We start from the raw sequence: 12,994 nt of genomic DNA, 5'->3' as shown, positions 1-12,994 counted from the left end.
TTTACAAAGTTAAAGCTTCATTAAAAATATTTCCGAGAAATTTTTTTCTTGTTCAATATGAATTTCTTTCTGCTTAATCAGCTCTAAAACTGCAAGAAACGTTACTACAATATGCTCACGGTCAGAGACAGTAAACAAATCATTAAAGCTTCTTCTGCCTTTTATTTTTCTAAGATCATCTAATATTTCAGCCATTCTTTTTTCAATTGGAATTTCTTGTCGAGCTATTTTTGTTGAAAGCGGCTTTTGTAATTTCTGCCTGCGTAAAAGCTTTTGAAATGCACCTAACATATCATATAGAGAAACATTCAAATCCGATTTTTCGGTCTGAGCTTCTTTTACATAATCTGAAAGATCACTTGGAGGCTTCGTGAACATTAAACCTCTTTCCTGTTCCATTTGTTTAAGTTCCTCGGCTGCTTCTTTATATTTACGGTATTCAATTAATTTTTCAACGAGCTCGTCCATTGGGTTCTCTTCTTCTTCCATGCTAAGTTCATCATCCAATAAATCCTCTTCGTGTTTTGGAAGCAGCATTTTGCTTTTGATGGCAAGGAGTGTTGCAGCCATTACCAAGTATTCACTAGCAACATCCAGCTGAAGTTCCTGCATCGTATGAATATATAAAAAATATTGCTCCGTAATTTCTGCCACAGGAATATCGTATATATCAATTTCAAGACGGTGGATTAAATGAAGAAGCAAATCAAGCGGTCCTTCAAAGGCGTCAATCTTTACATTGTAATGCATAACATCTTGCATATATATTTCACCAAAATTTCTTTATAAAATTCCCAGCTTAACACTATCATTAGTATAAATTATTCAAAGTCGTTATCCAATAGAAATTTAAACCTTCTGTCTCCATTTAAATACGTAAGAAAAAACATTATATTCGCCCAGACCATTTTACAGGTGCCTACATATGATGATTTTGAACAATAAATAAGAGAAGAATTAGGAGGTATGAATATGTCAGGTGTAGTTGGAGGCTGGGGTACAGGATTTGCTCTAATCGTGGTTCTGTTTATCCTTTTAGTTATTGTTGGTGCTTCTTGGTGCTTCTAATTTAGATGTAAATTAAATTTCTATAATAAACAAATGAGTCCAAAGATTAGAATAGTATTATTTTACAAAAATATAAAGAACCCGGTTTATGCCGGGTTTTAATTATTAAAAAATAACTAAGCGCTCATACATAATTAGGTCGGCTTCATTTCTATGTTAAGATAGACATAAATGGGGGTGAGTGCGTTGTATCCGAGTGAATATATCGATTACTTAATACATTTTCACGGGGATCGTGACTATTTTGAGTGTCATGAAATCCTTGAGGAATATTGGAAAAAGACAGATTCAAGGAATAAACAATCGACTTGGGTTGGACTAATATTATTTGCCGTTGCTAATTATCATCACAGGAGAAGAAATTTCAGCGGCGCAAAAAAGGCTTTATCGAAAGCAATTACTATTTTCAGAGAAAACATAAGTCAGCTCGATCAATTAGGGATAGATAGCAGAAAGTTACTATTTGATTTAGAGGTAAACCTTGAGGATTTGGCTAAAGGCTGTGAATATGAAAGCTACATTTTTCCATTTGCAGATACTTCATTAATCTCTATTTGTAAGGATAAATGTGAGCAGGCAGGGCTTATATGGTGTGAAAAAAGTGATTTATCGAATAAAGAGATAATACACCGTCATTCACTAAGAGACCGGAGTCAAGTGATTCAAGACAGACTAAAAGCTCTGCAAAAAAATAGCAATCGGTAGGCTCCGATTGCTTTAATTTCATTATCATTGAAAGCTGTTTTTATGCATCAGCATTTAAATCACATTTATTCAGAAATGCATCCGTCATTTCATTTGATTTTAATTCTTTTTCTGAGTACATTTCCTTCAAAGCTTTGACCATCGTCTTACCAATGCCTTGATGCCGATGAGAAGGATTGACAGATATATGTTCAATCATTGCAGCATGATCTTTGAAGGAAACCCCAATAAGGCCAATAATATCTTCTCCTTCTTTCCAAAGAAATAACTGCCTATTCTCTTCTGTTTCATATTGCCTCATGGTCTGCTGTAATACTTTTAAATCCTTCTCATTTGGCATAAAAGATAAAAGTCCCATGGCAATTTTTTCAAACGCTTTTTTATATCTAATTAACATATTATCCCTCATTATTAGTAAAACCTTGTAATCCCCGCACTCTCGGAAATTATCTCCGTTTTACTCCTGCGATATTTTAACCCGAAATTCATTCCGTAAGTGAATTTCATGTATCACGACGAATAAGTCAGATTGTAAACGTGGATTTTTTAGGTAATAAGTTTATCATTATTCATTTATAGAAAGTTCCATCTCTATTTTTCCCAAAAAATTTTCATTTCAAACTTGCTAATAATATATGTACTAAAATTCCCTTTGTTCCTTCTCGTTTGCTTATAGCTAAACCGTTAATTTTTCTTATATTTATTATGTATAATCAAAAGATTCACTTTGATGGAACAATGACGAACCAATAAAACAGTCCCCAAGCCATACTGCCTATTAAAAATAAAACGAAAAGAAACCAATTGTTTTTCTTCATAAATCGTTAGTTGCCCCTCCTAATGAAATCTTATAAACTATGGACAACTTCATTTTACACGAAACCTAAAATTATTTCCATGCTCCCTAAAATTAAAGTGAAAGCTGCCTAAAAAGGCAGCTTAATTATTAATCTTCTCTTTAATGGAAAGATCCATTCTAATGATATCCTCATACGTTTCCCGTCTAACAGCAAGTTTAGCCTCGCCATTCTCTACAAATACAACAGCTGGCCTTGGAAGACGATTATAGTTATTAGCCATTGCATAGCCGTATGCTCCTGTACAAAAAACAGCCAATAAGTCTTCACTTTCAGATTTCGGAAGCGGAAGGTCCCAAATTAGCATGTCCCCTGATTCACAGCATTTTCCTGCAATTGATACGGTTTCCTCAGCTTTCTCAAGTGCTTTGTTTGCAAGAACCGCCTCATATTTCGCCTGATAAAGCGCAGGTCTAATATTATCACTCATTCCACCATCTACAGCTACATATTGACGGACATTCGGCACTTCTTTACGCGATCCAATTTTGTAAAGTGTAGTACCTGCATCTCCTACTAAAGATCTTCCAGGTTCAATCCATATTTCAGGCATTTTCATAGAATACTTTTCTGCTTGTTTCTTAACCTCTTCAATAATTTCAGCAACGTATTGAGCAGCAGGCAAAGGCTTATCCTCATTCGTATAACGAATTCCAAAACCGCCGCCTAAATTTAACACCTTGGACTCATAAGATAACGCTTCTTTCCAATCATGCAGCTTTTTAAACAACTTCTGAGCGGCTAAAATAAAGCCCTGTGTTTCGAATATTTGCGATCCGATATGACAATGAAGGCCTAGTACCTCTATTCTTTCAAAATTCAGTGCCATTTTAAGAGCGCTTTCAGCCTGGCCATTTTGTAAATCAAATCCGAATTTAGAATCAGCTTGTCCTGTGAGGATATAATCATGTGTATGTGCTTCAATGCCCGGAGTAACCCTTAATAGAACTTTTGTAGTCTTATTCATAGATTGACAAATAGAATTTAATAATTCAAGTTCATAGAAATTATCAACTACAATACAGCCAATCTCATGTTTTAGAGCCATTTCCAGCTCTTCTCTGCTTTTATTGTTTCCATGAAAATGAATGCGATCCCTTGGAAAATCAGCTGCTATTGCCGTATATAATTCCCCGCCTGATACAACATCTAAAGATAACCCCTCTTCTTCGGCCAGCTGAACCATTGCTATAGTAGAAAAAGCTTTACTTGCATAAGCAACTTGAGCAGGTACCTTTAAGTTTTCAAACGTCTCCTTAAACCCTTGGGCACGTTCTCTAATTAATGCCACATCATATATATATAATGGAGTTCCATACTTTTTTGCTAACTCAACCGTGTCTGCCCCGCCAATTTCTAAATGCCCTTTATTGTTAACCTTTGAAGTACCATGAAAATACATTATTCTCCCTCTTCCCATGTAAGACTTATCAAAAATAGACAGAATCTAACGAGAATCTGTCTATTTTATTATCAAATCATTTATTAAATTATTTTAAGAAATTTCTTCAAGTTAAAATATTAAAAATACTTTAACATAAATTCAAGCTAATCACAATCTCTACTTACTAGGCAATTTCATTATTTTATCGAAGATTAAGGTGGTGAAAAACTCCTCCCATTGAAGTTTCACTTTACTGGCTGTCTAATGCGATCCCCAGTACGATTAATACTTGGACGAAGCTTGGATCCCGGCACCGCCCTGCGAATAATGACCTGTAATAATGCTTTTGGATAAAATGGAATGAATGGCCATAAATATGGGGTATTCAGCGGCTTCTTACTTGCCAGCAATAAAATGAATAACGTTATTGATATGACAAACCCCGGCGTATGGAACAAGGCAACCGCAATTAAGAAACAAAGTCTTGTAATTTTATTCGCCACACTTAATTCATAACTCGGGGTAGTATAGGTTCCAATGGCAGCTAAAGAAACATATAGGATCACTTCTGGTACAAAAAGTCCCACATCGATAGCTATTTGACCAATCAAAACTGCGGCAATTAAACCCATTGCTGTTGCAAGCGGGGTTGGCGTATGGATGGCCGCCATCCTTAATATTTCAATCCCAAAATCAGCAATAAAAATCTGAAAAATGATAGGAACATTCGTTTCCTTATTAGGACCGATAAATGCTAGCTTTTCGGGTAAAAGCGAAGGCTCCAAAGTAAATAAAAACCAAAGCGGCAATAAGAACAAAGAAGAAATTATACCGATAAAACGCATCCACCGCTCAAATGTTCCAACTGCTGGTGACTGCCTATACTCTTCTGCATGCTGCATATGGTAGAAATACGTTGTTGGCGTAATGATTACACTTGGTGATGTATCGACATATACGAGAACATGTCCTTCAAGTAAATGGGTAGCTGCAACGTCTGCACGCTCTGTATAGCGAACATATGGAAAAGGGTCATATCCTTGTTTAAATAGGAATTCTTCTACTGTTTTATCCGCCATCGGGATTCCATCAATATTAATCGCTTCGATTTCTTTTCTTATGATTTCTACTAAATCTGGGTCGGCAATATCCTTAATATATCCGATGACAACATCTGTTTTCGATCTTTCTCCAACTGCAGTAATTTCAAAGCGAAGTCTTTCATCCTTAATCCTTCTTCTCGTTAGTGCTGTATTTAAAATAATGTTTTCTACAAATCCATCCCTCGAACCGCGAATCACCTTTTCTGTATCAGGCTCCTGTGGGGTTCTCCCTGGATAACTGCGAACATCGATAACAAATGCAGTTGTTTCTCCTTCAATAACAACGACAATTAACCCTGATAGAACCTGGTCAACCAGTTCATCCATTGTTTTTATTTTTTCTACTGAATCATGAACTAAACGGTTTTCTATAATCTCAAATAGTTTAGAGGATTGCTTTTCATTATCATTAATATTAACAAGCTCTTCAATTAGGTGAACAATTATTTGAGAGTCGTTTAACCCATTAACAAAATAAATGTTCACTTCTTTCCGAAGGATATTAAGCTTTCTAACTCCAAGATCAAAGCTCACTCCAAGCCCAATTCGTTCTTCCATATATTTTTCTATTTTTGCGAGCGACTCTGGAATCGGCATTTTATTCTTCATTTTCGCATCTGACATGATATCCGCTCCTTTCTAAAATGAGATCAACTGCTTTTCTTGTAATCGGGGACCCTTTTTTAAGATCATCTTTCTTTGACATTTTCCCAATATCCCCAATGCCGACAATAATCGGTACATTCAGTCCATCTAAACAATAAACGGTATCCCCGTTTAATCTTCCTATCTCAAGCTCTGGCACTCCAAATTTATCCACCCCATAAGGAGTTAATTCTCCGTCTCGGTCAATACTGACATTGACCCTTGTCCATTCTGCCTGCCTTGTTTTTGCAGCAACAGCAATGATTCCGAGGACCTCGATATCTTTGTGGAGAGCTACGTATTTTAATGCCTTTTCTCCTATACCTTCACCTACATAGCCGCTATCATCAAACATGACAAAGACAGGATCATGAGAAGCTTTTTTTATTTGTTTAACTATTTGTGGACCATCCAAAACGGTTGGATTTCCATGGGATAATGATATACATCTGCCTCCTACCTCTTTTGCGACAAATTCAATTGTCCTTCTTGCATAATCATCCCCATCCGTTATAATAATTACGCTTCTCCTATCTTCCATACATTATTATCCTTTCATTCCAATTTGACCTATTATTGATTTACAAAGTAAAGCCATTGATATAAAGACCCAAATATCTTTCCAAAAACGATTGCCATTAGTAAAATGACAATTTGTCCGTCTATGCCAATTCTTTTTGCAAGTATTGGGAGAACGTTAAGAACTTCTGTTAAGGCTGCTGCAACCATTCCAACAAATACCCCAGAAGCTAAACCAATTGGAACTAATATATAGGGTGTAATATGTAGTACAGGATTCCACAAGGTAGCAGCTGCACCAATAACAGCCCCTAACACAATAGCCCACTCATAATAACGGACCATCTTCATTGTTCTCGTTAGCTGTGTAAGCCGAGGAATTATTCCAAAAACAGTTAAAAACGCTACAAATCCTGAACCTACCGCCAGACCTCCGGCTAGACCAATAAAAACAACAACAATTACATTAATGGTCGTCAAGTTTTCTCATACTTTCTTTGTTTTCATTCATTGATATATAATTATCAAGGTCCATTTGATAATTAAACATTTCTACTTCAAGCGGGCTCGGTTCTTCATTTAAGCGTTTTTTAAATAAATGGTTAAAAAAAAGAATCATTCCCAAACCTAGGCCAATTGAATAGGGAACTTGGAAAATTAAAGGCTTCGTATCCACTTCTCCAGTCAATATTGTATAAATTCGAAGCTGAACTTCCTGCATACTTACATCTTCATGAAAATTCATAATGGTCAGTGCAGCACCGAAGAATAATAAGAGCCAAACTAAAAAAAACAGTGGAAGTGATACCTTTCGTTTTTTGGGAATTACTTCGACAATGACTTGTGATGGCCCTATTGTTTGGATTTCGATATTAGGAATTTGATTCGTAATATCATGAATAACTTTCATGATATCGATCACAACTATATTTTGATCCCCTTCATTCACCTCATATATCTTTAAATTGTTTAGGCGTTCATAAATCGTTTCATTGGCAATCATCTGTGCAATGTCCTTTAGAAAAATGGAGGCTCGCGGTCGAACTTGCAACCGATGTCGCAATCGAATATATACCGTTTGTTCCATTTTGCTCACTTCCTAAAAATAGATTTACTCATATACGTAGTATGAGTTACATATATTAACTTCATGATTACCAATAGTTGGATGAATAAGAAATGCGTAAGCGCCTTGATCACCCCCGACAAGCACAAGACGGTCCTCACGGAAAGGTGTTCTTTACCTTTCTGGGAGGATAGGCTTGTGACCTCGAGGGGGTAGGCGCTGAAGCTAGACATTTCTCGAACTCAAGTAAAGTAAAACTTCCTACTAAAACCAAAAAACCGTATGGATCATAGATCCATACGGTCTTTCATTTGCTGCAATATCTTTTTTTCCAGGCGGGATACTTGAACCTGCGAGATCCCAAGTCTAGCTGCAACTTCGGATTGGGTTTGATCTTTGTAATACCGCAAATATACAATTAAGCGTTCTCGATCATCCAATTCATTAATAGCTTCTTTTAAGGCGATTTTATCAAACCATTTTCCTTCGTTGCCATCATCAATTTGATCAAGCAAGGTGATAGGGTCTCCATCATTTTCATAGACAGTTTCATGAATTGAAGAAGGAGTCCGTCCTGCTTCTTGTGCAAGAATAATATCCTCTGGGGGAATATCCAGAAACTCAGAAAGTTCATTAACAGTCGGAATTCTGCCGAGTGTTTTTGATAATTCATCTTTTGCTTTCCGGATTTTATTCCCCATTTCTTTAAGAGAACGACTTACTTTTACTGTCCCATCATCTCGAATAAACCGCTGAATTTCTCCGATAATCATTGGTACAGCATATGTTGAAAACTTAACATCATAGCTCAAATCAAATTTATCAACAGACTTTAGCAATCCAATACAACCGATTTGGAAGAGATCATCGGGTTCATATCCCCGGTTTAAAAAGCGCTGGACAACAGACCAAACGAGCCGCATGTTTTTTTGAACAATGGTATCCCTTGCATGCTGATCACCAGCCTGACTCTTTTTAATCAGATCCTTCACTTCATAATCCTTCAAAAATGCTTGACCTTTTTCGAGCTTTACCTCCACATCCATAGCAAGACTCCTTAATTACACAGCATTTTACTATTTGATAAATGCTTTCTTAATCGGATCTCTGTGCCTTTCCCCGGTTGCGATTGAATTTCGATTTCATCCATGAAGTTTTCCATAATTGTAAAACCCATTCCTGATCTTTCAAGCTCAGGTTTCGTTGTAAAAAGCGGTTGGCGTGCCTCATCGACATTCATGATGCCGATTCCTTCATCCCTAATCGACATATCGATATAGCCGTCCTCCATATTAACGGAAATATAGACCATACCATTTGGATCTTGTTCATACCCATGAATAATAGCATTTGTAACTGCTTCAGAAACAACTGTTTTTATTTCTGTCAGTTCATCCATAGTAGGATCAAGCTGTGTAATAAATGCAGCCACTGTTACACGGGCAAATGATTCATTCTGGCTCAATGCACTAAATTGAATATGCATTTCATTTTTCATATTAGGCAACCCCCAGTCTTTGCAAAGCAAATTCTTCTGTCGGTTCTAAGCGAATAATTTTAAATAATCCCGACATTTCGAATAGTCTTTGAACGGCTGGAGAAATTGCACAAACGACCATTTCCCCTTGGTGCTGTTTTATTTGTTTATATCTGCCAAGAATGACACCAAGCCCTGAGCTATCCATAAATGATAGCTGATCTAAATTTAGTACAATATGCTGGATATCGTAATCTTCAATTGCTTTCGTCGCCCGTTCACGCAGCTCATCAGCCGAATGATGATCAAGTTCACCGCTTAGACGAATACAAAGAACATCTCTTTTGACTTCTAAATTAATTGTAAGACTCACCCTTTATAGCCTCCTTCATCTAGTATCCATACGGCAGATGTAAGTAGTTTCGCATCTGCTTTTGGATCGGCTCTACCGATATCATCAAATAGAATGATTGTTAATGTTCTACCCGATGATATTTTATGGCCTTTTATAGTGAGTCCAATTCGATATTCCAGCTCGCATTTCCTTCCTTAAGACAAAACTAGTGTTAATTCGCTAAAAGTAGAAGGCATATTTTTCTTTTCGACATTTTCTCTTTTTAAGCTATTGACCTGCCTTTGTAAACATTCCAATTGCACGTTTGTATAAAGTCCACCAATTGGCTTCATTGCTGTCTTCTTTAGCGACAAGCGGGCTTTCCACTAACACTTTTCCATCTTGAATTAGCTTCAATGTACCAACCTTGTCTCCTTTTTTAACTGGTGCCTTTACATTTTTATTGATTTCAATAGATTGTTTAATATTTTCAACGCTTTCCCCTTTTTTGGTAAGCAAGGAGATCGGTTCACTTGTCAGGGCAGCTACTTTCTTCTTTTCCCCTTTACTAACTGCAACGTGACCAAGTGTTACATTTCTTTTAAACATTGGGTGGGTTTTATATTGGCTAAATGCATAATCTAGCATTTTTGTCACTTGGGCATTACGTTCTTTAGAGGTTGGCGCCCCAAAAACAACAGCAATTACCCGCATTCCATCTTTTTGTGCTGTTGCAGTTAAGCAGTATTTAGCCTCATTTGTAAATCCCGTCTTTAAACCATCTACGCCCGGATAAAATCTGACTAACCTATTTGTATTAACAAGCCAAAACTTTTTATCTGTACCTTCACGTAAGTAAGATTCATAAGTACTTGTAAATTTCGTTATGCCTTCATATTTCAGTAGTTCCTTAGCCATAATGGCCATATCATGAGCAGTACTATAATCTTGCTTTCCTGGCAGCCCAGTTGCAGATTTAAATTCTGTATCCTTTAATCCAAGTTCTTTCGCCTTTTTGTTCATAAGCTTAACAAACTCTTCCTCAGAACCTGCAAGTCTTTCTGCCATCGCAACAGAAGCATCGTTACCGGAGGCAATCGCAATTCCTTCTAGCATTTGCTTTGTTGTCATTTCCTCCCCGGGCTCAAGAAATATTTGAGAACCTCCCATTGAAGCAGCATACTCACTTGTACGAATTTTTTCATCCATGGAAAGCTTACCTTTATCAATTGCCTCCATAATGAGCAGCATCGTCATAACTTTTGTCATACTAGCTGGCGGAAGTTTTTCATTACTATTTTTCTCGTATAGCACTGCCCCTGTGTCACGCTCAATTAAAATAGCAGACTTTACATTTTCAACTAGTTCAACCCCGTTTTCCCTAGCTAAAGCTGATGGTACAAAGACAGAAGCTAATAATAAGGTCATCATCATTAAAGAGACTATTCGTTTCATCACATAACCCTCCATTCTTTATAGCCTCCATCTTTTCCATTTGGAAGGAATATATACAGATCACAAGCGAACAAAATGAATATTTTTATGGAAAATTGCACATTTTATAAACTTGATGAGCTTTTTCTTTGAAAACAAAAAAACACCAGGGAAGAAAAACTTCCTCTGGCGCTGATAAACCTTATTCCGTTATCTCTCCATGAATTAATAAAGGAGGGGTTACTGCTTTATTTGAAATTCGAATACTCTCATAAAGCTTATTTTCAACTTCAGAAACATTTTCAAAATTGCTATAAATCGTTACAAGTGATTCATCCTTCTTGACTGGATCTCCGATTTTTTTCCGAAGAACGAGGCCAACCGCCAAATCGATGACAGATTCTTTTGTTGCCCGTCCAGCACCAAGAATCATGGCTGCTGTTCCAATTTCATCCGCGATCATTTCAGATACATATCCATCATCTTTAGCATGGAGTTCAACCTTATATTTTGCCTGTGGCAGCTTGCTTGGGTCATCAACAATGGATGCATCCCCGCCTTGTGATGTTAAAAAGGTTTTAAAGACAGATAATGCTGTTCCATCTTTTATGACCCTTTCTAACTTTTCACGTGCTTCTTTTAAATTTTCTGCCTTATTCGCTAAATAAACCATGTGACTGCCTAGAGTTAAGCAAAGTTCTGTTAAGTCACCAGGACCCTCACCCTTTAGCGTATCAATAGCTTCTTTTACTTCTAGGGCATTTCCGATCGCAAAACCAAGCGGCTGGCTCATATCTGAAATAACTGCCATCGTTCTTCTGCCTACATTATTTCCTATGCGAACCATCGCACTGGCCAGTTCCCGTGAATCGTCAAGTGTTTTCATAAAAGCTCCAGCACCTGTCTTAACGTCGAGAACAATAGCATCTGCTCCGGCAGCGATTTTCTTACTCATAATTGAACCAGCAATAAGAGGAATACTTTCTACCGTTGCCGTAACATCACGAAGGGCATACAGCTTTTTATCTGCAGGTGTTAGATTTCCGCTTTGCCCAATCACTGCAAGTTTATTCTTATTCACTAGATTTATAAACTCTTCATTTTCGATTTCAACATGAAATCCGTCAACTGATTCAAGCTTATCAATTGTTCCACCAGTATGCCCGAGTCCGCGGCCAGACATTTTTGCAACTGGAACTCCAACAGCAGCTACTAATGGTCCTAATACAAGTGTCGTTGTATCGCCAACACCGCCAGTTGAGTGCTTATCTACTTTTATGCCTTCTATTTTTGATAAATCAATTTGATCCCCGGATTGAACCATGGCCATTGTTAAATCTGCTCTCTCTTTTTCCGTCATCCCCTGGAAATAAATAGCCATCATTAGAGCACTTGCCTGGTAGTCAGGGATGGAACCGTCTGTGTATCCTTTTATAAAAAATTGGATTTCTTCTGAAGTCAGCTCTTTTCCGTCCCGCTTTTGTTCAATAATATCAACCATTCTCATTGTCAATCACCGATCCGTTTCTAGATTTCTGCCTTGCTGACAAAGCTTGCTTAAGCAATAACATTACTCTGACCCTATCTCTGCAACAATTTCTTTAACATATGAAAGAAAATGAGCTTTTACCTTCTCTGTTGTTTCGATAACCTCTTCATGGTTTAAAGGCTGATCTAATATCCCCGCTGCCATATTAGAAATACATGAAATCCCAAGCACCTTCATACCTGCATGTCTAGCAACAATAACCTCTGGAACTGTAGACATTCCGACAGCATCCCCGCCAATGGTCCGGAGCATGCGAACCTCGGCGGGTGTTTCATAAGTTGGACCTGTATTCCCAACATATACCCCTTCTTGAATCGGGATATTTAACTTTGCTGCAATTTTCTTTGCAACGATACGAAGCTCAGCAGAGTATGCTTCAGACATATCAGGAAAGCGAACACCAAGACGAGCATCATTTGGACCTATTAATGGATTACTTCCCATATTATTAATGTGATCTGAAATGAGCATTAAATCACCAGGTGAAAAATGTTCATTTACACCTCCAGCCGCATTCGTAACTATGAGCTGCCTGATACCAAGCTCTTTCATAACACGTATTGGAAATGTTACCTTTTCAAAGCTGTATCCTTCATAATAGTGAAAACGGCCTTGCATAACAGCTACTGGAACTCCATTTAGTAATCCGAAGACAAGATTCCCCGCATGCCCCTCGACTGTGGAAACCGGAAAATTAGGAATTTCATTATAAGGAATTTTTACTGCTTCCTCTACCTCATCCCCTAATACTCCTAATCCAGAACCAAGAATTAAGCCAATGACCGGCTGCTGTTTATATTTCTCTTGTAAAAATTGAGCAGCCTGTTGAATTTTTTGATAATCCATTGTAACT

The 12,994-nt window shown here is 37.3% G+C and carries 15 protein-coding genes; 2 read left to right on the top strand and 13 right to left on the bottom strand.

Features of this window, described 5'->3' with window-relative positions:
* Positions 1-9 precede the first annotated feature (9 nt).
* The gene (locus H0173_RS11440; RefSeq protein ID WP_221846861.1) at positions 10-750 is read right to left on the bottom strand and encodes a segregation/condensation protein A; all 741 of its coding nucleotides are present in this window, start codon (positions 748-750) and stop codon (positions 10-12) included.
* Positions 751-966: 216 nt separating this feature from the next.
* Here H0173_RS11440 and H0173_RS11435 point away from each other — a divergent pair, with 216 nt between their 5' ends.
* Together H0173_RS11435 and H0173_RS11430 are read left to right on the top strand one after the other, a co-directional pair.
* On the top strand, positions 967-1,068 hold the full coding sequence (locus tag H0173_RS11435; protein ID WP_221846651.1) for a YjcZ family sporulation protein: 102 nt from the start codon (positions 967-969) through the stop codon (positions 1,066-1,068).
* 177 nt (positions 1,069-1,245) lie between these two features.
* Positions 1,246-1,773, top strand: a complete 528-nt coding sequence (locus H0173_RS11430) for a DUF309 domain-containing protein (RefSeq protein ID WP_313770635.1) — start codon at positions 1,246-1,248, stop codon at positions 1,771-1,773.
* A 40-nt stretch (positions 1,774-1,813) separates the two neighbouring features.
* On the opposite strand, the gene H0173_RS11425 is transcribed toward H0173_RS11430, so the two are convergent.
* The 12 genes from H0173_RS11425 to H0173_RS11370 all read right to left on the bottom strand — a co-directional run bounded on the left by H0173_RS11425 (position 1,814) and on the right by H0173_RS11370 (position 12,987).
* A complete protein-coding gene (locus H0173_RS11425) occupies positions 1,814-2,170 on the bottom strand; it encodes a GNAT family N-acetyltransferase (protein WP_221846649.1) in 357 nt (118 codons plus the stop codon).
* 542 nt (positions 2,171-2,712) lie between these two features.
* Positions 2,713-4,032, bottom strand: coding sequence for a diaminopimelate decarboxylase (gene lysA / locus H0173_RS11420; RefSeq protein WP_221846648.1), 1,320 nt, complete (start codon positions 4,030-4,032; stop codon positions 2,713-2,715).
* Positions 4,033-4,259: 227 nt separating this feature from the next.
* Complete coding sequence (locus tag H0173_RS11415) at positions 4,260-5,741, bottom strand: spore germination protein (RefSeq protein ID WP_221846647.1); 1,482 nt, start codon at positions 5,739-5,741, stop codon at positions 4,260-4,262.
* Entirely contained in the window at positions 5,716-6,303 is a 588-nt protein-coding gene (spoVAEA, locus tag H0173_RS11410) for a stage V sporulation protein SpoVABEA (RefSeq protein ID WP_221846646.1), read from the bottom strand. Before spoVAEA ends, H0173_RS11415 begins: the two co-directional genes overlap by 26 nt.
* A gap of 32 nt (positions 6,304-6,335) precedes the next feature.
* A complete protein-coding gene (locus H0173_RS11405; RefSeq protein WP_221846645.1) occupies positions 6,336-6,761 on the bottom strand; it encodes a stage V sporulation protein AB in 426 nt (141 codons plus the stop codon).
* Complete coding sequence (locus tag H0173_RS11400; protein WP_221846644.1) at positions 6,748-7,368, bottom strand: stage V sporulation protein AA; 621 nt, start codon at positions 7,366-7,368, stop codon at positions 6,748-6,750. Before H0173_RS11400 ends, H0173_RS11405 begins: the two co-directional genes overlap by 14 nt.
* A gap of 266 nt (positions 7,369-7,634) precedes the next feature.
* Positions 7,635-8,393 carry an RNA polymerase sporulation sigma factor SigF gene (sigF, locus tag H0173_RS11395; protein ID WP_221846643.1) on the bottom strand — a complete coding sequence of 253 codons (759 nt, stop codon included), beginning with the start codon at positions 8,391-8,393 and terminating at the stop codon, positions 7,635-7,637.
* Positions 8,394-8,404: 11 nt separating this feature from the next.
* Positions 8,405-8,845: an anti-sigma F factor gene (spoIIAB, locus tag H0173_RS11390; protein ID WP_221846642.1), complete on the bottom strand. Its 441-nt coding sequence runs from the start codon at positions 8,843-8,845 to the stop codon at positions 8,405-8,407.
* A 1-nt stretch (position 8,846) separates the two neighbouring features.
* Positions 8,847-9,197, bottom strand: coding sequence for an anti-sigma F factor antagonist (spoIIAA, locus tag H0173_RS11385; RefSeq protein ID WP_221846641.1), 351 nt, complete (start codon positions 9,195-9,197; stop codon positions 8,847-8,849).
* A gap of 249 nt (positions 9,198-9,446) precedes the next feature.
* Positions 9,447-10,613 (bottom strand): D-alanyl-D-alanine carboxypeptidase family protein, encoded by a 1,167-nt coding sequence (locus H0173_RS11380; protein ID WP_221846640.1) that lies wholly within the window; start codon positions 10,611-10,613, stop codon positions 9,447-9,449.
* 181 nt (positions 10,614-10,794) lie between these two features.
* A complete protein-coding gene (locus H0173_RS11375; RefSeq protein ID WP_221846639.1) occupies positions 10,795-12,099 on the bottom strand; it encodes a pyrimidine-nucleoside phosphorylase in 1,305 nt (434 codons plus the stop codon).
* Between the two features lie 63 nt (positions 12,100-12,162).
* Entirely contained in the window at positions 12,163-12,987 is an 825-nt protein-coding gene (locus H0173_RS11370) for a purine-nucleoside phosphorylase (RefSeq protein ID WP_221846638.1), read from the bottom strand.
* Between the last annotated feature and the right edge of the window lie 7 nt (positions 12,988-12,994).

The sequence above is a fragment of the Bacillus sp. S/N-304-OC-R1 genome, from assembly GCF_019749375.1.
Lineage (GTDB): Bacteria > Bacillota > Bacilli > Bacillales > Cytobacillaceae > Cytobacillus.
Note: the sequence above shows the minus strand (reverse complement) of the source record. Positions and strands in the feature narration are given on the sequence as shown.

Bases quoted from the DNA above. Each gene is read 5' to 3' on its own strand.
- H0173_RS11435 (WP_221846651.1), top strand. From the start codon at position 967: ATGAATATGTCAGGTGTAGTTGGAGGCTGGGGTACAGGATTTGCTCTA.
- H0173_RS11400 (WP_221846644.1), bottom strand. From the start codon at position 7,368: ATGGAACAAACGGTATATATTCGATTGCGACATCGGTTGCAAGTTCGA.
- H0173_RS11425 (WP_221846649.1), bottom strand. From the start codon at position 2,170: ATGTTAATTAGATATAAAAAAGCGTTTGAAAAAATTGCCATGGGACTT.
- H0173_RS11440 (WP_221846861.1), bottom strand. From the start codon at position 750: ATGCATTACAATGTAAAGATTGACGCCTTTGAAGGACCGCTTGATTTG.
- sigF (WP_221846643.1), bottom strand. From the start codon at position 8,393: ATGGATGTGGAGGTAAAGCTCGAAAAAGGTCAAGCATTTTTGAAGGAT.
- H0173_RS11415 (WP_221846647.1), bottom strand. From the start codon at position 5,741: ATGTCAGATGCGAAAATGAAGAATAAAATGCCGATTCCAGAGTCGCTC.
- spoIIAB (WP_221846642.1), bottom strand. From the start codon at position 8,845: ATGAAAAATGAAATGCATATTCAATTTAGTGCATTGAGCCAGAATGAA.
- H0173_RS11370 (WP_221846638.1), bottom strand. From the start codon at position 12,987: ATGGATTATCAAAAAATTCAACAGGCTGCTCAATTTTTACAAGAGAAA.
- H0173_RS11380 (WP_221846640.1), bottom strand. From the start codon at position 10,613: ATGAAACGAATAGTCTCTTTAATGATGATGACCTTATTATTAGCTTCT.
- spoVAEA (WP_221846646.1), bottom strand. From the start codon at position 6,303: ATGGAAGATAGGAGAAGCGTAATTATTATAACGGATGGGGATGATTAT.
- H0173_RS11375 (WP_221846639.1), bottom strand. From the start codon at position 12,099: ATGAGAATGGTTGATATTATTGAACAAAAGCGGGACGGAAAAGAGCTG.
- lysA (WP_221846648.1), bottom strand. From the start codon at position 4,032: ATGTATTTTCATGGTACTTCAAAGGTTAACAATAAAGGGCATTTAGAA.